Origin of the sequence: Myxococcus eversor (assembly GCF_010894455.1) — a bacterium.
GTDB lineage: Bacteria > Myxococcota > Myxococcia > Myxococcales > Myxococcaceae > Myxococcus > Myxococcus eversor.
Window position 1 is genome coordinate 708,189 of record NZ_JAAIXY010000002.1, and the last position, 22,180, is coordinate 730,368.

A 22,180-nucleotide genomic window follows, 5' to 3' on the forward strand; every position below is an offset into this window, starting at 1 on the left:
GAGGCGACAAGCCTATCGCTCCTCGCCGCTCCAGTAGTCCACCTCGGCGGAGAGAGGCAGGACGGTGTACAGCGTCCGAGCGGCCTTGTCGCCACCTGGCGCGGAGCCGGCGGTGACGCAGACCTTCTTCGAGTCCGGGTACACCATGACGTCCGGCTCCACCATGGTGGAGAAGGCGAGGTAGCGGAGCGTCTCGGCGCCGTCGTTGACGAGCTGGTGCGCGCCCGTGGGGCCCACGGGGAGGGCCACGTAGTCGCCGGTTTTCACAGGCAGCGTGGTGTCAGCGAGGCGCAGTCGGCCGGTGCCGGAGAGGATGAAGTACGCCTCTTCGTTGGCCAGGTGGAAGTGGAGCGGGAAGGCGTGCTTGCCGGGAGCCAGTTCCATGATGCTGCAGCCGAGCTTCTGTCCCTTCGCGGCGGCACCGAGCTGCTTGCGCCGGTACGAGACACGAGGGCCCTGAGTGACTTCGGTCCACGGGAGCGAGGGCTCGTGGACGAGGTGGAGATGTGAGGCCATGGAGGGCTCCGGGTTCAGGGACGCGTGGCGATGAGGGCGAAGACGCGGTGGGGGATGTCGAGCGCGTCGTGAGGGAAGCGCTCGGCGAGGAGTCGGGCGTGGGCGGCGTCGAAGCGCTCCACGTCAGAGGGAGGCAGGGTGGCGCCGACCATGGCGCTGGCGCGGGAGCGGCCTCGCCAGGACTCGTGGGTGTAGGTCAGGAGCACGTCGAAGGAGAAGGTCTCCAGGGGCGTGAAGCCCGCGTCACTGACGTCGCGGAGCCACTGCGGGTAGAGGCCGACGCCGCAACCGAAGCGAGCGTGGTCTGGTGGGTTGGGATTGAAGGCCTCCATGAGGGCCTCGGTGGCGGCGACGACGTTGCCGGGTAGGGATATCCAGTCCAGGTGCGCGATGACGAGCTTGCCGCCAGGGACGAGCAGCCGAGCGGCCTCGCGAGCCGCGGCGGGACGGTCGAACCAGTGCCAGCACTGTCCTGCTGTCACGAGGTCGAAGGCGCTGGAAGGCAGACCCGTGGCTTCGGCGGGAGCTTCGCGAGAGTCGATGGACAGACCTGCCTCAGAGGCGAGCCGGCGGCCGGCCGCGAGCATGGACGCGGACACATCGAGCGCTATGACTGAGCAGCCGTGTCGCGCGAGTCCTCGTGCGACGGTGCCAGTGCCAGAGCCGACGTCCACTGCGCGGAGTCCGGGGCGGAGGATGTTCTCTCGGACCAGGCGGGTGAAGAAGGCGTCCGGGAAGCCCTGGCGGTGTTTCGAGTAGTCCTGGGAAGTGCGACCAAAGTCGACGACAGGCATGGCGGTGCTCCTCTCGCGTCGTCCCGAGTGCCGAGTGGGCCCAAGGGCTCACATCGACAACGGAATCGAGTCGAGTCGACAATGCGTGTTCAGGAGGTTGCGGAGATATGAGTAGACGCAAGGGTGGACGCTCTCAATCTCGATTCGACCATCGACCCGAGGAGGAGCTCGTCACGGCGGTGGAGGCGGCGGCGCTCCTGGGGGTGAAGCGGGCGACGCTGTACACGTACGTGAGCCGGGGGCTCGTGCGTTGCGTGCCTGAACCGGGGACGAAGGAGAACCGCTATGTGCGCTCGGACCTGGAGCGACTGAAGACGAGGCACGATGCACGTGCGGGGCACGCGGCGGTGGCCTCGGGAGCGCTGCGTTGGGGCGAGCCGGTCATCGACTCGTCGGTGTCACAGGTGGGCGCGGAGGGGCTCGCGTACCGGGGACATTCGGCGGTGGCGCTGGCTATGGAGGGACGGAGTCTCGAAGCGGTGGCGGAGCTGCTGTGGACGGGGAGGCTTCCGGAGCAGGACCCACGGTGGGAGAGCGTGGAGCCACCGTTTCCGCCGTCGGAGCTGGCGAAGATGCTGCCGAGAGACACGCCACCAGTGGCTGCGTTGTCCGCGCTCGTGCCACTGCTGGCGGCCAGGGACGCGGTGCGCTTCTCCGCGCCGCCCGAGCAGGAGAAGGCGCGAGCGAGACGGGTGCTGCGTCAGTTGGCGGCATGGGTGAGCGTGGCGCATGCACCGGGACGGGTGGCGAGGGCGCTGCGAGCGGAGACAGTGGCGGAGTCACTGGCGCTGGCGTGGGACTCCAAGGTGAAGCGAGCGCCGGAGTTGCTCAATCGCGCGCTGGTGTTGTGCGCGGACCATGAGTTGAACGTGTCGACCTTCACAGCGCGGGTGACGGCGTCATCGGGAGCGGACCTGTACGCGTGTCTGTGCGCGGCGCTGGGAGCACTGTCGGGACCAAGGCACGGAGGAGCCTGTGACAGGGTGGAGGCGTTGCTGACGGAGGTGGGCAAGCCAGAACGAGCGGCGGCCGTGGTGTACGAGCGACTGCGCCGTGGAGAGTCCGTGCCCGGCTTCGGCCACCAGCTCTATCCCGAGGGAGACCCGAGGTCCCCGCCCATCCTGGAGGCAGCAAGGGAGGTACGGCCAGAGGCGCCGAGGGTCAAAGTGGCAAGAGCGGTCCAGGAGGCGATGACAGCAGCGGGGCATCCAGCGCCGTCGGTGGACCTGGGACTGGTGATGCTGGCGGAAGCGCTAGGCCTGCCCCCGGGAGCAGCGGCGACAATCTTCGCGGTGGGACGCGCGGCGGGCTGGGTCGCACACATCCTGGAGCAGAGGGAACAGGGCCACCTGCTCCGCCCCAGGGCACGCTATGTGCAATCGCCTCGGGGATGACCTCCCTCCCTACTCGTGATGATGAGCGAGCCCAGATGTTTGAAGCGGAGAGCTCGAGATGAGACCTCTGCACATCGTGGTGGCGCTCATCACCTTCGCGGCCTGCGTGGTCTACTCAAGGCCCTACTGGATATTCGTTTCCCGAACCGACACAGGCGTCCCCCGTGGCTTCTATCTCTGCGGCCCGCATGAGGGGCCTGCCCCAAGCACTCGGTATTGCATCGTCGGTATGGACGGAATCATCCTGCGCGATGACCGCTCTCCAAGTGGTCGGATTGAACGCATCTGGTACTTGAATGCGGATGGCAAGACCGAATACGCCAGAGAGGTCATCAGTCCATGAGACATGTGCATGGGGTCTCGCGGTAAAGCCAGACAACGAAGTCCGACGACCTGTCCGTCCGCGTCCAGGAGTCGTGTCAGCCTGACAAAAGCCCTGACCGCCAAGCAGCAACACGGCCTGTATCCCGAACAATGATGTCGCCTTCCCGCCACCCTGAGCATTCCCAGGTTGGCCGCAAGGGCCGCACCGTGGACACTGCCCCCGTGGACCCACGCCGCGCCTATCCTCGATTCGCCATCGCCTCCCTCTTGGGCAACGTCGCCTTCCTCGCGTCCTGGGGTGTCGTGCTCGCACGCCCCTCCGGCTGGCTCGTGGTCGGCCCCATCCTCCTGGCCCTCTTCGTCCTCCTCCGCGTGGGCGGCATGTGGCTCTACGCCCGCCAGCAGCCTGAAGGCAGCGACCGCATCCGCCGCGCCGCCCTCTTCACCACCCTGCTCGCCCTCGTCGGCGTCGGCCTCTGGGTCGCCACCGCCCTGCGCGGCCCCCGCATCAGCTTCTAGCCGCGCCCCCCAGAAACGCCTCGCGGGCGCTCCCAGAAGGCCCCAAGGCCCTCCAGAACGCGCCCGCGCGGTCCATCACAGCTCCGCGGCCCCATAGGGCCGCGTCAGCCCGTCACACGTTGAAGCGGAAGTGCATGCAGTCGCCGTCCTTCACGACGTACTCCTTGCCCTCCATCCGCAGCATGCCCTTCTCCTTCACCGCGGACTCACTGCCCAGCTTCACCAGGTCCTCCCAGCGCATCACCTCGGCCTTGATGAAGCCGCGCTCGAAGTCCGAGTGGATGACGCCCGCCGCCTGCGGCGCCGTGTAGCCCTTGTGAATCGTCCAGGCGCGGCACTCCTGCTCACCCACCGTGAAGTACGTCCACAGGCCCAACAGCGTGTAGCCCGCCCGCACCACCTTGTGCAGACCCGGCTCCGTCAGCCCCGCGCTCTCCAGGAAGCCCGGACGCTCAGCCTCGGGGAGCTGCTGGATTTCCGACTCCAGCGCCGCCGCGAGCACCACCACGTCGAAGCCCTCCTTCGCGGCCATCTCCTTCACCGCCGCGACGTGCTTGTTGGCGTCTTCCTTGCCAATCTCGCCCTCGCCGATGTTCGCCACATACAGCACCGGCTTGTCCGTCAGCAGGAACAGGTCGTGGATGACGGCCTTCTCGTCCTCGGTCAGCTTCTGCGCCCGCACGGTGATGGCGGAATCCAGCCCGGCCTTCACGCGGTCCAGCAGCGCGACTTCGGCCTTGGCCTCGTCACCGGCCTTGCCGCCCATCTTCGTGTTCTTCAAGGAGCGCTCGCGGCGCTTCTCCACCGTCTCCAGGTCCTTGAGGCACAGCTCCGTGTCGACCACGTCCCGGTCCCTCACCGGATTCACCCCGCCCTCGACGTGGGTGACGTTGTCGTCCTCGAAGCAGCGCAGCACGTGCAGCACCGCGTCCACCTGGCGGATGTTGCCCAGGAACTGGTTGCCCAGGCCTTCGCCCTTGGAGGCGCCGCGCACCAGGCCGGCGATGTCCACGAACTCCAGCGACGTGGGGATCTTCTTCAGCGGCTTGATGAGCTCGGAGAGCTTGTCCAGCCGCTCGTCCGGCACGGGCACCACGCCCACGTTGGGCTCGATGGTGCAGAAGGGGTAGTTGGCCGCCTGCGCGCCCGCGGCCGACAGCGCGTTGAACAGGGTGGACTTGCCCACGTTGGGCAGCCCGACGATTCCGATGGATAGCGCCATGGTGATTCCCTGGAACACGCGCGCCGGGGGGCGCGCTTCCCCGAACTAGGCCGACCGGCGGACACCGGCATTGCCGGAGCCGCTCAACGGAAGGCCCTTCACGAACTGCTCGGCCAGCGCGCGGTGCTTGCTGTCATCCATGCGCTCGCTCATGAGCTTGCCGGCCACTTCCATGGCCAGGTCCACCGCCATGGCGCGGACCTCGGCGATGGCCTTCGTCTTCTGCTCGTCGATTTCACGACGCGCGCTCAGCTTCAGCTCCTCCGCCTCCTTGCGGCTCTTCGCCATCAGCTCCTCGCGGAACTTCTCCATCTCCTGCTGGTTGCGGCGCGTCTCCTCGGCGGCCTGACGGCGGGCCTCGGAGATGGCCGTCTTCTGGTCGGCCAGCAGCTTCTCCGCCTCGGCGCGCTCACGCTTGGCGCTCTCGATGGCGGCCGAAATCTGCTTCTCACGCTCCTCGACCAGCTGGAGGATGGGTCCCCACGCCTTCGCCTTCAGGACGAAGAACACGATGATGAAGGTGACGAGGGTCCAGAAGATGAGGCCCGGCTGGACGCTCACGAGGCTGCTGGCGGCGAGGACGTTGGGCAGGAACATGGTGGCGTGTCCGGCGTGAGGGATGAGACGGCGAGGGCTTCAAATTGAAACGGCCCGGGAAGAGGCACCGGCGCCCGCGATGTGACCCGCGAGCACCGGCGCTTCCCAGGCACCTGCGTTGAAACTAGGCGGTCTTGGTCGCCAGCAGGATGCAGACAACCAGCGCGAACAGCGTGGCGCCTTCGATGAGGGCCGCGGCGATGATCATCGTGGTGCGGATGTCGCCACCGGCGGCGGGCTGACGGCCCGTGGCGTCCATGGCGGCGGCGGCGAGCTTACCGATGCCGAGGGCGGCGCCGATGATGGACAGGCCGGCGCCAAGGCCGGCGGCGAGGAAGGCAAGAGCGAGGTTGGTCATGGCGGTGCTTCTCTTTTCTAGCGAAGGACCCACTTGTGGGGGGGTCGTGATTCCCTTCAGGACTACCTCTGACGGCCTTTCGAACCGCCAGGTCTTCTACGCGGGGCGCCCCCTACTGCCAGCGCCCCGCTAACGTGTCTCAGGCGTGCGCCTTGCCGTGGTCGTGGCTGGGACCCAGCTCCGAGTGGCCGTGGCCGTGGTCATCCGCGTGGCCGTGGTCGTCGTGGTGATGGCCCGTGGCCACCGCCATGCCGATGAACAGCGCCGACAGCAGCGTGAAGACGTACGCCTGCACGAAGGCCACGAACAGCTCCAGCAGGTAGATGGCGAACGCGAAGGGCACGCTCACCGCCGCCACCGCCGGATGGCCGAGGATGAAGATGAGGCCGATGAGGAAGAAGAGGACGATGTGGCCCGCCAGCATGTTGGCGAACAGACGCATCGTGAGGGCGAAGGGCTTGGAGATGAGGCCCAGGATTTCGACCGGGACCATGATGATCCACAGCGTCCAGTGCACGCCGCCCGTCAGGTGCTTCAGGTAGCCGCCCAGGCCCGCCGAGCGGATGCCCGCCGCCTGCGTCACGAAGAAGGTGCACAGCGCCAGGCCGGCCGTGACGGCCAGGTTGCCGGTGGCCGTGGCCATCCAGGGCACCAGGCCCAGCAGGTTCATGAAGAGGATGAAGAAGAACGCGGTCAGCAGATACGGCACGTAGCGCGGGCCGTCCTCCTTGCCGATGTTCTTGATGGCCATCTCGTCACGGATGAAGAGCACCAGCATCTCGATGAGGTTGGCGCCCGTGCCGCGAGGCACCATCTTCGTCTTGTCGCGGTTGCTCCAGATGAGGATGGTGCCGATGAGCAGCAGCGCCGCCAGCCACATCATCACCGTGTGCTTGGTGATGGAGAGGTCCAGGCAGCCCGCCATCAGCCCGGGCCAACCCGTGGGCGCCTGCAGCCCGTGGTCCGTCATCACCGGCGCGCAGCTGCCGATGCGGATGGGCGGAATCGCGCCGAGGTGGATGGGGTGGCTCAGGGGGACTTCGAGCTCGAAGTCGTTGGTGTCCGCGACGTGGTGCAGGATGTAGTCCGGCACACTCGGCTCGTTCCCCTCACCGTGGCCTCCGGACTCCGAAGCCCACGCCGTGGCCACGAACAGACAGGCGAACAGGACCATTGCCTTGCGCATCACTCGTCTCCGCCCGCCGCGCCCTTGGACGCGGCCATCACGTAGCTGACTTCAATCCATTGCAGCGCGAAGTAGACGCCAAAGAAGCCGGCGATGAACGGCACCGGCTGCAGACCTCGCGAAATCATCCCCAACAACCCCACCAGCACCGCCACCGCCCGCAGGCCGAAGACCACCGCCACCACCTTCATGGCCGCCTTCAGGTCTTGCTTCACCGCCCGCCGTTTCAACAACAGCGCCACCACGCCCGTCGCCACCGCCAGACCCACACCCCACAGCGCCGACACCCGGTCTTCCACCACCGTCGGCAACAGCCCGGCCACCGCCACGCCCACCACCGCCACTCCGGCCGCCAGCCCCGCGTGGGAGCCGAAGGGGTCCTTCTCCTCGCCCTGCCCCGTCACTTCCGCTTCCCCAGTCGGGCCATCTCCCGGAGGAATCCGTAGAAGCCCACGCAGATACCCAGCAGGCTCAACCCCAGGAGCAGCCACGGCGCCGTTCCCAGCTTCTTGTCCAGCCAGTAGCCGCCCAGCACGCCCACCACCGCCCCACCCACCAGCTTCCACACCGCCGAGACGTAGGGCTCGGCCGCCCTCATGTGGCGAGCCATCGACCCCAGCTCGCTGCCGTCCGAAGCGACCTTTTTTGGGGGTTCTTGCTCCACCATTCGGACGCCTCCCCAAACCCTGGGAAACCCTCGGATTTCCCATGCCACCCAGATCCAACCCCTTCACACGCGGGCGCCGCTTAACACCGAATGAGCGAGACGTGCAACCGCTACAGTGTCCCGGCACGGGCCGCCGCCAGCGGGGGTTGGGGCACCGGGTAGCGCAGCTATCACCTCCAGAGCGGCAGCCGCCCTTCTCCCGAGTGACACCGAGGGCCCGCCCGCCCCGTCCCCGGGGTGCCCGGCGCTCCAGCGGCCGGGATGTCGCTCATCCGCAGCGGGGTGCGCGCGTCGCCAGCTTGCTCCTATCCCGATTCTCGGAGGACCCCATGCCCAAGCCCCTCGTGCTGACGTCCCCCCGTTTCAATGACGGGGACCTCATCCCCATCGCCTTCACCGGCGAGGGCGAGGACATCGCCCCACCCCTGCACTGGGAGAACCCGCCCGCTGGGACGAAGAGCCTGGCGCTCATCGTCGAGGACCCGGACGCCCCGGACCCCCAGCGCCCGAAGCGCATCTTCTGCCACCAGGTCCTCTACAACATCCCCCCGGGCGCCCAGGGGCTGCCGGAGGGAGCCCGGGTGGACGGGTTGCCCCCGGGGACGCGGGTGGGGCTCAACGACTTCGGCCACCAGTCGTACGGGGGCCCCATGCCTCCCATCGGCCGGCACCGGTACTTCTTCCGGCTGTACGCGCTCGACGTGGTGCTGCCGAACCTGGGCCGGCCCACCCGGACGGATTTGCTGAAGGCCATGGACGGCCACATCCTGGGCCAGGCGGACCTCATCGGCCTGTACGAGAAAATCCACCACCGGGCCTCCGAGGAGAAACCCAACGCGTCGGCCTGAGACGGCATGCTCGCCAGCCCTGCTGACGAGCGCATGGCCTGACATGTGGGCGGAGCCCGGGGTTTCGGGCCCGCCCGCATCATTTCCTGTCATCGCCCGCATCCAGTGAAGCACCTCAACCCTGACACGGGCGTGTCGCGATGTAAGGGAAACCCGCGAGTCGTTGGCGGCGTCTGTGGTCTGGTCATCGAAGTGTCGGGGCATCCACTTCTCCACCCTTGCATGCGGTGAAAGAGTCACGGATGCCGTGACACCATCCATCCGAGGCGGAGCCCCCTATGGCTCCTTCGACGAAATGTCCGTAGGCGTTTGCGTCATCCGCGAGCGCCGCTTCGTGTATGTGAATGAGGCGCTGGGCCTCCTGGTGGGGCACCCGCGCGAGTCCATCGTCGGTCGACCGGCGACGCTCCTCCTGACGGAGTCGAGCGTGACGGAGGTGATGGAGCAGCAGTCGCGCCGACTGCGCGGGGAGTCGGTATCCAGCACCTACGAGGCGGCGCTCCTCACCACGACGGGAGAACGACAGGTGGAGATGACCATCATTCCCAGCGGGCCTGACTGGGTCGCGCTGGTGCGCGACGTCACGTCCCGGGGTTTGAGGCGCAGCGTGCTCCAGCGGCTGGCGGAGCTGGGCGCGGGGCTGCCCGCCCTTCGCACCGAGGGCGAGGTGCTGCGGCGGGTGTTCTCCGGGCTCGAGGAGCTGGGGCTGGCCTTCGCGTGGCTGTCTCCGGAGGGCGAGGGCGTGCGGCTGGGACAGACCTTCGTCCCCGTGGCGCTGGTGCCCGCGGACGCTCGGATGATGAGCGGACGGTGGGTGCGGGACGTGGTGGGCCGCTGGCCGTCGCCGCTGTTCCGCGCGTGGAAGGAGGGCTCGGCCTACTCGAATGACTTGTCGATGGAGGTGGCTCAGTTCCTCGATGGTGCCCTGGCGGATGAGGCTCGGAGCACGCTGACCCGGGCCGGGGCGGCGCACACCATCGCCGTGCGCATCGACGTGGAGAGTCGTCCCCGCGCGATGCTGGCGCTGGCGGGGGAGTGGCTGCGCGAGGAGGAGCTGGCGCCGGTGCGGCTGTTCGGCGCACAGGTGTCCGCGGCGCTCGACGCGGCGCTCACCATCTCCCGACTGTCCGCGCAGAACACGGCGCTGGCGGCGCTCAACCGGCTGGCCTCGGAGGCGGCGTCCGCGCCCCATCCGCGCGCCTTCTTCGGGCCGGGCACGGAGGAAATCGTCGGACTGGTGGCCTGCGACGCGGTGACCATCCTGCTGCCTCAAGAGAGCCAGATGGAGCTGGCGTACGCGCGCGGCATGGACCTGGAAGACGCGGACGCGGACCGGTTCGCGCGGTTGTGGCTGGCGGGCGGGCTGTGCAACCAGGCCCAGCAAGAGGGCGCGCCGCTGGTGGTGGCGGTGGACGACTGCTCGGACGGGCTGCGCGAGGACTTGCGACAGCGCGGCTTCCAGACGCTGGTCATCATCCCCCTGCGCGTGCGCTCCCGAGGCGTGGGCACGCTCAGCATCCTCTTCCGCGAGTCCCGGAACCTGACTCCCCTGGAGCTGGAGACCTTGCAGGCGATGGGCACCCACTTCGCGGCGGCCATCGAGACACATCGGCTGTTGCAGGAGCTGCGCGGACGCGCCGAGGACATGGCGCTCTTGCACGAGGTGGCCCGGGCCCTGGCCACCACGCTGGAGCTGGACAAGCTGCTGGCCACGGGTGTCACCAGCCTGGCTCGCATCATCGACATACCGGATGCGTATGTCCTGATGCCGAACTCCACGGGTGAGTGGCTGGAGGTGCGCGCGGTGAGTGGCAGCCACCCGGAGCTGCTCGGGCGCTGCCTGCCCGCGGGCGCGCCGGATGCGTCCGCCACCGGGCTGGCGTACCTGACGCGCGACCTGGTGATGGTGGAGGACGCCATCACCGACGTCCGGGTGGACCAGGAGCTGAGAGAGAGTTCCTCCGCGCAGGCGTTCCTCGTGCTGCCTCTGGTGGTGAGGGACAGGCCCGTCGGCGTCATGGTGGCCTCCGAGACTCGCCGTCCCCGACGCTTCTCCCCCGCTGAAGTCGAGCGGGCGAGCGCCATCGCCAACCAGCTCGCGCTGGCGCTGGAGGGCGCGCGGTTGGTGGAGGACTTGAAGGACAGCTACGTGGAGCTGGCGCGGACGCAGGAGCAGCTCGTGCGGCGCGAGCGCCTGGCGGCCCTGGGTGAGCTGTCCGCCGTGGTGGCCCACGAGGTGCGAAACCCCCTGGGCGCCATCTTCAACTCGGTGGCCTCCATCCGCAGAATCATCGGCCCGGGCAGTCCCGCCGAACCGCTGGTGGATATCGTCGCGGAGGAGGCGGACCGCCTCAACCGCATCGTCGCGGACCTGCTCACCTTCGCGCGGCCTCCCGCGCCCCATCCTCATCCAGTGCCCCTGGCGCCGCTGGTGGAGGATGCGGTGCGCGGGGCGCTCGCGGAGTCACCCGGCGCGGTCCGCGTGGAGCTGGATTTGGAGGAGGACGTCCCGCCCGTGACGGTGGACGAGCGGATGATGCGGCAGGCGTTCCTCAACCTGGCCATCAACGCGATGCAGGCCATGCCGCAGGGAGGACGGCTGCGGGCCGCAGTGCGCCGCGCCGCGGGTGCGCCCGAGGTCATGGTGGAGTTCAGCGACACCGGCCCCGGCATCACCGCCGAGGTGCGCGCCCGCATCTTCGAGCCCTTCTTCACCACCAAGGCCAAGGGCACCGGCCTGGGACTCGCCGTGGTGAAACGCATCATCGAATCCCATCAGGGACACCTCACGCTCGACTCGCAGCCGGGCACCGGCACGTGCTTCCGCCTCTATCTGCCGTTGAATTCGCCCGCCTCCACGCGCCCCCCACTGCTCGCCGTTCCGTGAGCCGTCCCCATCCTCGACAGGAGAACCCCTGGTGCCACGCCACGCCTGCGTCCTCGCCGTGCTGCTCTGTCTTGGAAGTCTTCCTGCTCACGCGTGGTGGGAGCGCAAGCCGCGCACGTCCTTGCGGCTGACGGGAGAGTTGGGGTTCCTCGACGTGTTGTCCCACAGCCTGCGGCAGGGCCGGGACGGCACCCTCTTCCGGTACACGGAGGACGGCGGACAGGACAACCTCTACACCTTCTACCGGGTGTCGGCGGAGCTGACGCTGGGAGGACGCCACACGGTGGGCTTCCTCTTCCAGCCGCTGCAGCTCGACACCCAGGTGGTCCTGCGGCGCGACGTGCGCATCGACGCGCTCACCTTCCCGTCCGGTACGCCGCTGGACGTGCGTTACGGCTTCCCGTTCTACCGGGCCAGCTACCTGTATGACCTGCTCGGCGCCGAGAAGCACGAGCTGTCCGTGGGTGTTTCATTGCAACTTCGCGACGCGAACTTCGTCTTCACTTCGGCGGATGGAACCCTGCGTCGGGCCACTCGCGACGTGGGGCCCGTGCCGCTGCTCAAGGTGCGCGGGAAGTGGGGACTGGGTGAGCGCTGGTGGTTGGGATTCGAGGCGGATGGGAGCTATGCGCCCACGGCCATCATCAACGGGGATGACAACTCCGACACCACGGGCGCGCTGCTGGATGCGTCCCTGCGCGGTGGGCTTCGAATCACCCAACAGGTGGAGGCCTTCCTCAACCTGCGCTACCTGGGCGGCGGGGCGCGCGGGGTGTCGGACGACAATGATGACGAGTTCGGAGACGGCTTCACCAGCAATTGGATCAGCACCGCCACGGTGAGCCTGGGCTTCAGCTACCAGCTCATCGTCGACGGCTGAGTCAGCGCCACATCGTGAACCAGGCCACGAGGAGCCCCAGCAGGGACGCTCCCGTGAACAGCGCGACGGCGAGCCAGACGCGAGGGCCCTGGAGCCATCTCCCAGAGGAGACCTCGGGCTCCACGATGGAGGCCTCGCCTTCACCGGTGATGGCTCGCACCAGCTCTCGCCGACGGGCCTCCAGAGCCTCCGTCGCCACCGTCTGCGAGATGTCGATACCGAAGCCCACCTGCGTCTCACGGGGTGCGCGCCGCGGCGTGCGACTCGCCATGGCGGGCGTCACCGTGTCCTCGGCGCCTGGCTGGAACAGGGGCTCGCGGTTGCCGCTGGCTCGCATGGAGGCCGCCTGCTCGATGGCCACGAGGACCTTCGCCGCATCCAGCGCCTCGGTCGCTTCGACGGGAGGTGCTGCCTTCTGGGCGCGCGTCGCGGTGCCACCACGGGTGCCAGACTCCGTGAGATAGGCTCCGTATTGTGCTGTCTTCGAAGCGATGTCCTCTGCTCCGAGGGGCATCGTCGCCGACGGGTCGTCGACACCGGCACGCGGGAGGTCCACCGTTGGAGGCACGCCCACCGCGGTGGGTTCGTCCTCGTCGGAGCTTCCCCAACTGCCCGCGCGAGTCGGCTCATCGTCACCAGGGCCCTGACCGCCCGCTACATGCGTTGGCTCGTCCTCACCAGGGCCGCGCCTGGCAGCGACATGCGTCGGTTCATCCTCGCCAGGGCCTCGACCACCAGCGACATGCGTCGGCTCATCCTCGCCAGGGCCTCGACCACCAGCGACATGCGTCGGCTCATCCTCACCAGGGCCTCGCGCGCCAGCCACATGCGTCGGCTCATCGTCCCCCGGGCCGCTTCCACGACCCGCACGCGTCGGCACATCCTCATCCAGGCCGCGTCCACGACCCGCACGCGTCGGCACATCCTCATCCAGGCCGCGTCCACCACCCGCGCGCGTCGGCTCATCGTCCGTCGCTGGGCGCGGGCCGACCTGGGCGCGCTCGGACGGGATGAAGTCATCCGGCGTGTAGATGGCATTGTGCTCGAACGCGAGCGCCGTCGGCGGCGTGAGCGTGGCGACGAGCTCCGGCTCGGTGTGCGTGCGCTTCGCCTCCTCGCGCAACAACTCCTCGAGCAGCGTCTCCTCCGCCTTCTTCTCGCGAGGGAAGACGATGGCGAGCAACCGCGCCAGCTCCGCGTCCCCCACGCCCGGCGCGAGCTTCGCCTTCAATCGCGCCAGCTCCGCGCCCATCGCCGCCGCGTCAGGAAAGCGATTCGCCGGCTCCGCCGTCAGCGCCCGCATCAGGAACGCATCCACGCTCGACGGCAGCCCCTGCCGATGCTTCCCCGCGTTCTCCCACGTCGGATACGCCGCGCGCCGCCACCGCTCCACCGGGTCTCCCCGCTGCGACAGCGGCTTCCATGCACACAGCTCCCACAGCAACACGCCCACCGCGTACACGTCCGCGCGCCTGTCCACGAAGCGCTTGCGCGCCTGCTCCGGCGACATGTACGTCAGATTCCCAATCACCACCCGGGGCGCCGTCTGCTGCTCCTTCAGCGTGGACTGCGCCGCGCCGAAGTCGATGATCTTCACCTCGCCGTCGTAACTGATACACACATTCGCCGGTGACAAATCCCGGTGCACCAGATGCAACGCGTGCCCTTCTTCATCCGTGGCATCGTGCGCATAGGCCAATCCCTCACACAGCCGCTCGCCCAGATGAAGAATGATGCCCAAGGGCATCATCCGCCCCAGTTGTCGCAGGCGATACGAGAGCCGGCTCAGCGTCTTGCCGCGCACGTACTCCATGGAGAGATAGAGCTGCCCCTCCACCTCGCCCATCGCATACACGCGGGCGATGTTCGGATGCGTCAGCCGCACCACCACCCGGGCCTCGTCCCGGAAGCGCCCGACGAACTGCGGGCTCTCCATGAGCTGGGGGAGGACCTTCTTCACCACACACGCGCGACGCGGAGCCTCCTCACGCGCGAGGAAGACCTCCCCCATCCCCCCGGCGCCAATGCGGCGCACCAGGGTATAGGGACCGAAGCGGACGGGCCCCTCCAGGGGCGCCGGCTCAACCGGTCTGGCCAAGCGAGGCGAAGGCCTTTCTCGCCGCCCCAAGCACGTGCGCCACCTCCGCCTCGCCCATCGCCAGCGAGACGAAGGCCGCTTCGTACTGGCTCGGCGGCAGGTACACGCCCGCGTCCAACATGGCGTGGAAGAAACGTCCGAAGCGCCCCGTGTCCGACGTCTTCGCGCTCGTGTAGTCGAACACCGGCTCGGCCGTGAAGAACACCGTCAGCATGCTGCCCACGCGGTTGACGGTGACGGGCACACCCGCGGCCTTCGCCTCCGCGATGAAGCCCTCCTCCAGCATGCGGCTCACCTGCTCCAGCCGCGAGTACGTGCCCGGCGCCGCCAGCGCCTTGAGACACGCCAGCCCCGCCGCCACCGCCACCGGGTTCCCCGACAGCGTGCCGGACTGGTACACCGGCCCGGCGGGCGCCACCTTCCGCATGATGTCCGCGCGACCGCCATAGGCACCCAGCGGCATGCCGCCGCCAATCACCTTGGCCATCGTCGTCAGGTCCGGCTTCAGCCCGTACAGCTCCTGCGCTCCACCGCGCGCCAGCCGGAAGCCCGTCATCACCTCGTCCAGCACCAGCAGCACGCCGTGCTTCTGGCAGAGCGCCTGGAGTCCTTCCAAGTAGCCGGGCCTGGGCACCAGCACACCCATGTTGCCCACCACCGGCTCGATGATGGCGCAGGCGATGTCCTTCCCCTTCTCCGCGAAGATGCGCTCCACCGCCGCCAGGTCGTTGAAGGGCGCGGTGAGAGTGAGCTTCGCCAGCGCGGCCGGCACGCCCGGCGAGTCCGGCAGGCCCAGCGTCTCCACCCCGCTGCCCGCCTTCACCAGGAACGGGTCCCCCGCGCCGTGGAAGCAGCCCTCGAACTTGAGGATGTGCTCGCGACCGGTGAAGCCACGGGCCACGCGGATGGCGGCCACCGTGGCCTCGGTGCCGCTGGAGACGAGCCGCACCATCTCCACCGCCGGCATCGTCCCGCAGATGAGCTCCGCGAACTCCACCTCGCCCGCATGGGGCGCGCCATAGGACGAGCCGCGCCGGGCCGCGTCGATGATGGCCTCCACGATGGGCGGGTAGGCATGGCCAAGGATGAGCGGCCCCCAGCTCCCCACCAGGTCGACGTAGCGGTTGCCATCCACGTCGGTGAGCCAGGCGCCGGAGCCCTCACGGAAGAAGACAGGGTCCCCGCCGACGCCGCGGAAGGCGCGCACCGGAGAGTTCACTCCACCCGGGATGCGCGCCTGCGCGCGGGCGAACAGGGCCTGACTGTGAGCGTGATTCATGTCGCGTTCCATAGCACGCGCGGCCACGTCTCCCGCCGCTCCTCTCGCCTGCCCCCATGCTCGCCGCTTCTCCGTCCTGTCGAGTGCCGGTTATGGACACGTCGCGTTGAGACGTCGGCAACGTATCCCTGGAAAATCACAGCAGGACCCACATCTGGATGGGGCCGGGGCATCAAGGACCTGGACGGCGCGGTGATACAGCGATGTGACGGTGGACCCGAGGACCGGAGGAGACACTCATGGACTTCAAGACGGCGGACCTGTGTGACACCCACTCGGGCACGGCCCACTTCCAGGTCGCCGAGCCCGGCTTCATCGACTACGGCGGGCGGACCACGTTCTCCGGCCTCATCAGCACCGTGCGCGCGCCGGAGGACAACTCGCTCGTCCGCAAGGCCCTGGAGGAGCCCGGCTCGGGGCGCGTCCTCGTGGTGGATGGGGGTGGCAGCCGCCGCTGCGCGCTCGTGGGCGACCAGCTCGCGCTGCTCGCACAGCAGAACGGCTGGGCGGGCATCATCGTGAATGGCTGCATCCGCGACTCGGAGGAGGTGGGTCGCACGGCCATCGGCGTGAAGGCCCTGGGCACGCACCCGCTCAAGAGTTCCAAGCGCAACGAAGGCCAGCGCGACGCGGAGGTGCGCTTCGCGGGTGTCATCTTCAAGCCGGGTCACCGCCTCTACGCGGACGCGGATGGCATCGTCACCTCGGAGTCCGCGCTGGATTGAAGTCCGCGGGCGGCGCCATCACCGCCGAAAAATTCCGTTCCAGAGAGGCTTGCGGGCATCCCCTGCTACGGGGTCCCCGCATCCCTGAAAGTGCTTCGCGGGCGCCGCGTGTCCCTGGCGCAATGTGTCATCACCCGAAACATTTTCGCCGTGCGAAACACAATCAAGACAACCCATCAGGGCGTTCCGCCCTGCGAAATACAGCCATCGAATTACCGGTGACTGTCTTTCCTCTTCCAGGAGAGTGTGGCTACTGTGCCGTCACGATTCTGACGGGGAGAGTGCGATGCAACGACTCGTGGTCGGACTCCTGGCGACAGCTTTCTGTTTGATGGCTTGCAAGAAGGAAGAGGCTTCGACACCACCGTCGGAGGGCGCGCAGGCGCTTCCCGTGGCGGCACCAGACATCAAGACAGACAAGGGCGTCGACCTGGAGAAGAAGGTCGTCTACATCGGCGCGCTCAACGACGAGAGCGGCCCTGGCGCCGCCATCGGCAAGCCCTTCGCCGCGGGGAAGCGGCTGCTCGCGCAGCAGGTGAACGCGGGTGACTCGGGGCTGTTGCCGCCCGGCTGGCGCGTCGAGCTCATCGAGCGAGACCACGCCTACAACCCGCAGAACGCCGTACAGGCATACAGCGACATCCACGACCGCGTGCTGTTCCTGGGCACCAGCTTCGGCACGCCCAACACGCTGCCCTTGCGCGACAAGATGACGGCGGACAACCTGGTCGCCTTCCCCGCGTCGCAGTCCTCGGAGATGGCGCGGCACCAGTACACGCCGCCCATTGGCGCCTCCTACAAGATGGAGGCGATGCGGGCCATGGACTGGGCCGTGGAGCACGCGGGCGGCGCGGACAAGGTGAAGGCAGCCATCGTCGCGCAGGGTGACGACTACGGGAAGGACGGGCTGGACGGCTGGAGCGAGGCCGCGAAGCACCACGGCGTCACCATCGTCTCGCAGCAGAGCGTCGCGCCGGGACAGAAGGACTTCGCCGCCATCATCACCGCGCTCAAGCAGTCCGGCGCCAACTACGTGTTGCTCACGGTGCTGCCGAGCGCCTCGGGGCCCATCCTGGGCACGGCCGCGCAGCTCAAGTATCAGCCCACCTGGGTGGGCCAGACGCCCGCGTGGGTGGACCGCTTCTTCGACGCGAAGGTCATCCCCGCCGCCGTCTTCGCCCACTTCTACTGGGCCACGGGGCTCACCTTCTGGGGCGACGACGTGCCCGGCATGAAGGACTTCCTCGCGCTGGTGGAGAAGTACCCCAACACGCCGAAGGACTTCTACACGCTGTCCTCCTACGTCCAGGGCCGCGTGCAGATCGAGGCGCTCAAGGCCGCCATCGAAGCCAAGGATGTCACGCGGGCCGGCTACCTCAAGGCGCTCAAGGGCATCACCCGCACCACGGCGGGCGGCATGACGGCGGAGCCGGTGGACCTGTCCCGGTTCCCCTACGAGACGGCCGTCTCGGCGCGGGTGCTCAAGCCCGTGCTGGACCAGGGGAGCTGGAGTGTCGTCGCTGGCCTGGCGCCGCCGAAGGCGCTGGGGGCCTCCGCCGCGAAGGCCGCCGATGACAGCAAGTAGTCCCGCCCTGCTGCGCGTGCAGAACCTCCAGGTCGTCTACCACTCGGCGGTGCGAGCCCTCCGGGGCATCACCCTGGAGGTCCCCCACCAGGGCGTGGTGGCCCTCCTCGGCCCCAACGGCGCGGGGAAGTCCACCGCGCTGCGCGCCATCAGCGGCCTGCTGGACTTGCACGACGGCGCCATCACCCAGGGCAAGGTGGAGCTGTCCGGACAGAGCCTGCTGGCCCTGCCCGCCGACGGGCGCGTGCACGCGGGCGTGGTGCAGGTGCTCGAAGGGCGGCGCATCCTCGGCGAGCTGTCGGTGGAGGAGAACCTGCTCGCGGGCGGCTTCGGCATGGGCGCCCAGGCCCGCAAGGAATTGGTCGAGTCCGCCTTCACGCGCTTCCCCGTGCTGCGCGAAAGGCGGCGACAGAAGGCCGGCTACCTCTCCGGTGGAGAGCAGCAGTTGCTGGCCATCTGCCGGGGGCTGATGCGACGGCCCAAGGTGCTGCTCCTGGACGAGCCCTTCCTGGGGTTGTCGCCCAAGGCAGTGGGCGAAGTGTCGGAGCTGATTCAGCGCATCAGCGCCGAGGGAGTCGCGGTGCTGCTGGTGGAGCAGAACGCGCGCGTCGCGCTGACGCTGGCCAGCCACGGCTACGTGCTGGAGACGGGCAAGGTGGTGCTGGACGGCCCCGCGGACAAGCTGCGCGAGGACCCCGACGTGCAGGAGTTCTACCTGGGCTTCGGACGCGAGGGGCAGCGCGGCTACCACGAGCTGAAGCGGTATCGGCGCAAGCGGCGCTGGCTTTCGTGAAGGGTGAGGAATGGCACTGCTGGAGCTCGACAACGTGGGCCTCTCCTTCTCCGGGCTGCGGGCCCTGGATGGCGTCTCGTTCGCCATCGAGGCGGGCGCGTTGCACGCCGTGATTGGCCCCAACGGCGCGGGCAAGAGCAGCCTCTTCAACTGCATCAGCGGCATCCATCGTCACATGGAGGGCCGCGTGAAGCTGGAAGGCCAGCCGCTCGCGGGCCTGGAGCCGCCTGAGATTGCCCGGCGCGGTGTGGCGCGGATGTTCCAGAACCTGGCCCTCTTCGAGCACCTCACGGTGCTGGAGAACCTGCTGCTCGGTCGTCACCCGAAATACAGGACGGGGCTGTTGAGGAACCTGTTCTGGACGCGAGGGGCGCGCGCGGAGGAGGTCCGTCACCGCGAGAAGGCCGAGGAGGTCATCGATTTCCTCAACCTGGAGCACTACCGGTGGATGCCCGTGTCGGTGCTGCCCTACGGCATTCGCAAGCGCGTGGAGCTGGGCCGCGCGCTGTGCATGGAGCCGAAGCTGCTGCTGCTGGATGAGCCCACGGCGGGACTCAACCAGGAGGAGACGGAGGACATGGCGAACCACCTGCTCGACATCCGTCACGAGCTGGGGGTGACGCAGGTGCTCATCGGTCACGAGCTGCGCTTCGTGATGGACCTGGCCACACAGGTGACGGTGCTGGACCGGGGCCGGGTCATCGCGAACGGGCCTCCTTCCTCTCTGCGCGAGGACACGCGCGTGCTGAGCGCCTACGTGGGCGGGACGGTGGCGGCATGAACGCGGCGCTTCCCCTGAGCCTGCCGGGCCAGCTCTTCCTGCGCGCGGAGCAGCATCCTCACGCGGTGGCCATCCGCGAGAAGCGTCTGGGCATCTGGAACGAGCTGTCCTTCCAGGGCTACCTGGAGCGCGTCGGCCAGGCGGCGCGGATGCTGTGGGAGCTGGGCGTGCGCGCCGGGGACTCAGTGGCCATCCTCAGCGACAACCGGCCGGAGTGGCTGTTCGCGGACCTGGGCACCCAGGCGCTCGGCGCGCGCACCGTCGGCATCTACCAGACGAATCCGCCCGGAGACGTGGCGTACATCCTCAACGACGCCCGGTGTCGCGTCGTGCTCTGCGAGGACCAGGAGCAGTACGACAAGGTCGCCACCGTCGCCGCCGAGACGCCCTCCGTCGAGCACGTGCTCGTCATCGAGCCTCGTGGATTGCGCGGTGTGGAGGACTCCCGGTTGCGCACGTGGGAGCGCTTCCTGGAGGAAGGACGCGCCTTGCTGGAACGCGAGCCGGGCTGGCTCCGCGAGCAGCTCGCGCGGCGCACGCCCGACGAGGCGGCCATGGTCATCTACACATCGGGGACCACGGGGGCGCCGAAGGGCGCGCTCGTCTCCAGCCGCAACATGCTGGAGGGCTCGGCGACCTTCACCGCGCAGTTGGGGCTGGGCCAGGACGACAGCGTCGTCTCGTACCTGCCGCTGTGTCACGTCGCGGAGAAGCTGTTCAGTCTGCTGTTGCCGCTCGTCGTCGGAGGGAAGGTCCACTTTGGCGAGGCGCTGGAGACGGTGCAGAGCGACGTGGCCGAGGTCTCCCCCACCGTGTTCCTGGGCGTGCCGCGCATCTGGGAGAAGATGCACGCGGCCGTGACGGTGAAGATGCGCGACGCCTCGTGGCTCAAGCGCACCCTCTTCGACACCTTCACCCGGTTGGGCTCGAAGATTCGCGAGCGCGAGCGCACCGGTCAGCGCCGCTGGTCGGACTCGCTCGTGTGGCGTATCGGAGACCTGCTCGTCTACCGGCCGCTCCAGGAGCGCCTGGGCCTGCGGCGCTGTCGCTTCCCCATCTCCGGCGCGGCGCCCATCTCTCCGGAGCTGCTCGCCTGGTACGACAGCATCGGCGTCCGCATCTACGAGGGCTATGGCCAGACGGAGAGCGCGGGCACCAGCCACCTCAACATCCCGGGCGCAACGCGGTTGGGCACCGTCGGGCGCACCGTGCCGGGCGTGGAGTGTCGGCTCGCGGAGGACGGCGAGGTGCTCGTGCGCGGGGCCAACGTGTTCCTCGGCTACCTCAACAAGCCGGAGGCCACCGCCGAGGTCCGTGATTCGGAGGGCTGGCTGCGCACCGGGGATTTGGGCGAGGTCGACGCGGACGGCTACCTGCGCATCACCGGCCGCAAGCGCGAAATCCTCATCACCTCCGGCGGAAAGAACCTGTCGCCCGAGCGCATCCAGAACGCGCTGAAGAACAGTCCGTACATCAAGGAGGCGGTGGCCATTGGCGACCGTCGAGCCTTCGTCACCGCGCTGGTGCAGGTGGACCCGGAGACGGTGGCGGACTGGGCGCTGCGCCGCAAGATTGCCTTCACCTCATACACGGACCTCACGCTGCGGCCCGAGGTGCGCAAGCTCATCGACGAGGAAGTCGCACGCGCCAATGAAAGCCTCGCGCGAGTGGAGCAGGTGCGCGCCGTCCGGCTGCTCGCCCGCGAGATGACGCAGGACGCGGGCGAGGTGACAGCCTCCCTCAAGGTACGCCGCAAGGCGGTGCTCGAGCTGCATTCAGCGCTGGTGGAAGAGATGTACGCGAGGAGACGCGAATGACGCAGTTGCTCCAGCTCAGCATCTCGGGACTGGCGCTCGGGGCGAGCTACGCGCTCATCGCCCTGGGCTTCTCGGTCGTCTACCGAGCCTCCCGCCTCTTCAACTTCGCGCACGGCGAGCTGCTCAGCCTGGGCGCGTTCCTGATGACGGCGCTCGTCGAGGTGATGCCGTGGTGGCTGGCGCTCGCCGCCTCCGCGTGCCTCACCGGAGGACTGGCCGCGCTGCTGGAGCGCACCGTCCTGCGGCGCATGGTGGGACGGCCCGTCTTCACCACCATCATCCTGACGCTGTTCCTGGGCCTGCTCCTGCGCGCGGGCATCGTCATCGCCTTCGGCACCGACACGCGCGGCATGCCGACGCCGTGGGACACCATGGCCGAGGTGCAGGTGGGCGACTCCACCGTGCTCCTGTCCTCGCTCATCTCACTCGGAGCGACGAGCCTCGTGCTCTTCGGGATGCATGCGCTGGTGCAGCGCACCCCGATGGGCGTGGCGATGCGAGCGGCCAGTGAGAATCAGGAAGTGGCCCTGGTGCTGGGCATCCCCGTGGGCCGGGTGCTCGCCTTCACGTGGTTCCTGGCGGGAGCGACGGCCGCGGTGGCCGGCATCTTCCTGGGGATGTTCCCGCGCTCGGTGGACTCCAACCTGGGCTACGTGGCGCTGCGCGCCTTCCCCGCCATCATCGTCGGAGGACTGGAGTCGGTGGTGGGCGCGGTGGTCGCAGCGTTCATGCTGGGGCTGCTGGAGGTGTGGTCCCAGGCGTATGTGAATCCGCACCTGGGCGCGTTCGGCCACAACTTCCACGCCGTCTTCCCCTACGCCGCGATGATTCTCTTCCTGGTCCTGCGTCCGCGCGGACTCTGGGGCGAGCACGAGGTGCGCCGCGTCTAGGCGCGCCGCGAGACCACATC

The 22,180-nt window shown here is 68.6% G+C and carries 21 protein-coding genes; 11 read left to right on the top strand and 10 right to left on the bottom strand.

What is annotated here, in order from left to right; all coding sequences use genetic code 11:
* Positions 1-12: 12 nt before the first annotated feature.
* Together G4D83_RS06375 and G4D83_RS06380 are read right to left on the bottom strand one after the other, a co-directional pair.
* Positions 13-516 (bottom strand): cupin domain-containing protein, encoded by a 504-nt coding sequence (locus G4D83_RS06375; RefSeq protein ID WP_163863738.1) that lies wholly within the window; start codon positions 514-516, stop codon positions 13-15.
* 14 nt (positions 517-530) lie between these two features.
* The gene (locus tag G4D83_RS06380) at positions 531-1,310 is read right to left on the bottom strand and encodes a class I SAM-dependent methyltransferase (RefSeq protein WP_163863739.1); all 780 of its coding nucleotides are present in this window, start codon (positions 1,308-1,310) and stop codon (positions 531-533) included.
* Positions 1,311-1,417: 107 nt separating this feature from the next.
* Here G4D83_RS06380 and G4D83_RS06385 point away from each other — a divergent pair, with 107 nt between their 5' ends.
* Both G4D83_RS06385 and G4D83_RS06390 read left to right on the top strand, forming a co-directional pair.
* A complete protein-coding gene (locus tag G4D83_RS06385) occupies positions 1,418-2,704 on the top strand; it encodes a citrate synthase (protein ID WP_163863740.1) in 1,287 nt (428 codons plus the stop codon).
* Positions 2,705-3,250: 546 nt separating this feature from the next.
* Positions 3,251-3,547: a hypothetical protein gene (locus G4D83_RS06390; protein WP_163863741.1), complete on the top strand. Its 297-nt coding sequence runs from the start codon at positions 3,251-3,253 to the stop codon at positions 3,545-3,547.
* Positions 3,548-3,659: 112 nt separating this feature from the next.
* On the opposite strand, the gene ychF is transcribed toward G4D83_RS06390, so the two are convergent.
* The 6 genes from ychF to G4D83_RS06420 form a co-directional block, all read right to left on the bottom strand.
* Positions 3,660-4,769 carry a redox-regulated ATPase YchF gene (ychF, locus tag G4D83_RS06395; protein ID WP_163863742.1) on the bottom strand — a complete coding sequence of 370 codons (1,110 nt, stop codon included), beginning with the start codon at positions 4,767-4,769 and terminating at the stop codon, positions 3,660-3,662.
* Positions 4,770-4,814: 45 nt separating this feature from the next.
* A complete protein-coding gene (atpF, locus tag G4D83_RS06400) occupies positions 4,815-5,366 on the bottom strand; it encodes a F0F1 ATP synthase subunit B (RefSeq protein ID WP_163863743.1) in 552 nt (183 codons plus the stop codon).
* Positions 5,367-5,490: 124 nt separating this feature from the next.
* The gene (locus G4D83_RS06405) at positions 5,491-5,724 is read right to left on the bottom strand and encodes an ATP synthase F0 subunit C (RefSeq protein WP_163863744.1); all 234 of its coding nucleotides are present in this window, start codon (positions 5,722-5,724) and stop codon (positions 5,491-5,493) included.
* 139 nt (positions 5,725-5,863) lie between these two features.
* Complete coding sequence (gene atpB / locus G4D83_RS06410; RefSeq protein ID WP_163863745.1) at positions 5,864-6,910, bottom strand: F0F1 ATP synthase subunit A; 1,047 nt, start codon at positions 6,908-6,910, stop codon at positions 5,864-5,866.
* Complete coding sequence (locus G4D83_RS06415; RefSeq protein WP_163863746.1) at positions 6,910-7,314, bottom strand: hypothetical protein; 405 nt, start codon at positions 7,312-7,314, stop codon at positions 6,910-6,912. The genes atpB and G4D83_RS06415 overlap by 1 nt, the downstream gene beginning before the upstream one ends.
* Positions 7,311-7,577, bottom strand: a complete 267-nt coding sequence (locus tag G4D83_RS06420) for an AtpZ/AtpI family protein (RefSeq protein ID WP_163863747.1) — start codon at positions 7,575-7,577, stop codon at positions 7,311-7,313. Before G4D83_RS06420 ends, G4D83_RS06415 begins: the two co-directional genes overlap by 4 nt.
* A 329-nt stretch (positions 7,578-7,906) precedes the next feature.
* Between G4D83_RS06420 and G4D83_RS06425 the strand changes: the two genes are divergently transcribed.
* The 3 genes from G4D83_RS06425 (at position 7,907) to G4D83_RS06435 (ending at position 12,192) form a co-directional block, all read left to right on the top strand.
* Positions 7,907-8,425: a YbhB/YbcL family Raf kinase inhibitor-like protein gene (locus G4D83_RS06425; protein WP_163863748.1), complete on the top strand. Its 519-nt coding sequence runs from the start codon at positions 7,907-7,909 to the stop codon at positions 8,423-8,425.
* 247 nt (positions 8,426-8,672) lie between these two features.
* Positions 8,673-11,312 carry an ATP-binding protein gene (locus tag G4D83_RS06430; RefSeq protein WP_338041908.1) on the top strand — a complete coding sequence of 880 codons (2,640 nt, stop codon included), beginning with the start codon at positions 8,673-8,675 and terminating at the stop codon, positions 11,310-11,312.
* Between the two features lie 31 nt (positions 11,313-11,343).
* Positions 11,344-12,192 carry a hypothetical protein gene (locus G4D83_RS06435; protein WP_176433735.1) on the top strand — a complete coding sequence of 283 codons (849 nt, stop codon included), beginning with the start codon at positions 11,344-11,346 and terminating at the stop codon, positions 12,190-12,192.
* A 1-nt stretch (position 12,193) separates the two neighbouring features.
* Here the strand turns inward: G4D83_RS06435 and G4D83_RS06440 are convergent, their stop codons facing one another.
* Both G4D83_RS06440 and hemL read right to left on the bottom strand, forming a co-directional pair.
* Entirely contained in the window at positions 12,194-14,290 is a 2,097-nt protein-coding gene (locus tag G4D83_RS06440) for a serine/threonine protein kinase (protein ID WP_163863749.1), read from the bottom strand.
* A complete protein-coding gene (gene hemL / locus G4D83_RS06445; RefSeq protein ID WP_163863750.1) occupies positions 14,274-15,569 on the bottom strand; it encodes a glutamate-1-semialdehyde 2,1-aminomutase in 1,296 nt (431 codons plus the stop codon). The genes G4D83_RS06440 and hemL overlap by 17 nt, the downstream gene beginning before the upstream one ends.
* A gap of 239 nt (positions 15,570-15,808) precedes the next feature.
* Here hemL and rraA point away from each other — a divergent pair, with 239 nt between their 5' ends.
* The 6 genes from rraA to G4D83_RS06475 all read left to right on the top strand — a co-directional run bounded on the left by rraA (position 15,809) and on the right by G4D83_RS06475 (position 22,160).
* On the top strand, positions 15,809-16,294 hold the full coding sequence (rraA, locus tag G4D83_RS06450) for a ribonuclease E activity regulator RraA (protein ID WP_163863751.1): 486 nt from the start codon (positions 15,809-15,811) through the stop codon (positions 16,292-16,294).
* A gap of 286 nt (positions 16,295-16,580) precedes the next feature.
* The gene (locus G4D83_RS06455) at positions 16,581-17,879 is read left to right on the top strand and encodes an ABC transporter substrate-binding protein (protein WP_163863752.1); all 1,299 of its coding nucleotides are present in this window, start codon (positions 16,581-16,583) and stop codon (positions 17,877-17,879) included.
* Positions 17,866-18,672, top strand: coding sequence for an ABC transporter ATP-binding protein (locus G4D83_RS06460; RefSeq protein ID WP_163863753.1), 807 nt, complete (start codon positions 17,866-17,868; stop codon positions 18,670-18,672). Before G4D83_RS06455 ends, G4D83_RS06460 begins: the two co-directional genes overlap by 14 nt.
* Positions 18,673-18,682: 10 nt before the next feature.
* Positions 18,683-19,453 (top strand): ABC transporter ATP-binding protein, encoded by a 771-nt coding sequence (locus tag G4D83_RS06465; protein WP_163863754.1) that lies wholly within the window; start codon positions 18,683-18,685, stop codon positions 19,451-19,453.
* Positions 19,450-21,270, top strand: a complete 1,821-nt coding sequence (locus G4D83_RS06470; protein WP_163863755.1) for an AMP-dependent synthetase/ligase — start codon at positions 19,450-19,452, stop codon at positions 21,268-21,270. Before G4D83_RS06465 ends, G4D83_RS06470 begins: the two co-directional genes overlap by 4 nt.
* Complete coding sequence (locus tag G4D83_RS06475; protein WP_163863756.1) at positions 21,267-22,160, top strand: branched-chain amino acid ABC transporter permease; 894 nt, start codon at positions 21,267-21,269, stop codon at positions 22,158-22,160. Before G4D83_RS06470 ends, G4D83_RS06475 begins: the two co-directional genes overlap by 4 nt.
* The last annotated feature ends 20 nt before the right edge of the window (positions 22,161-22,180 follow it).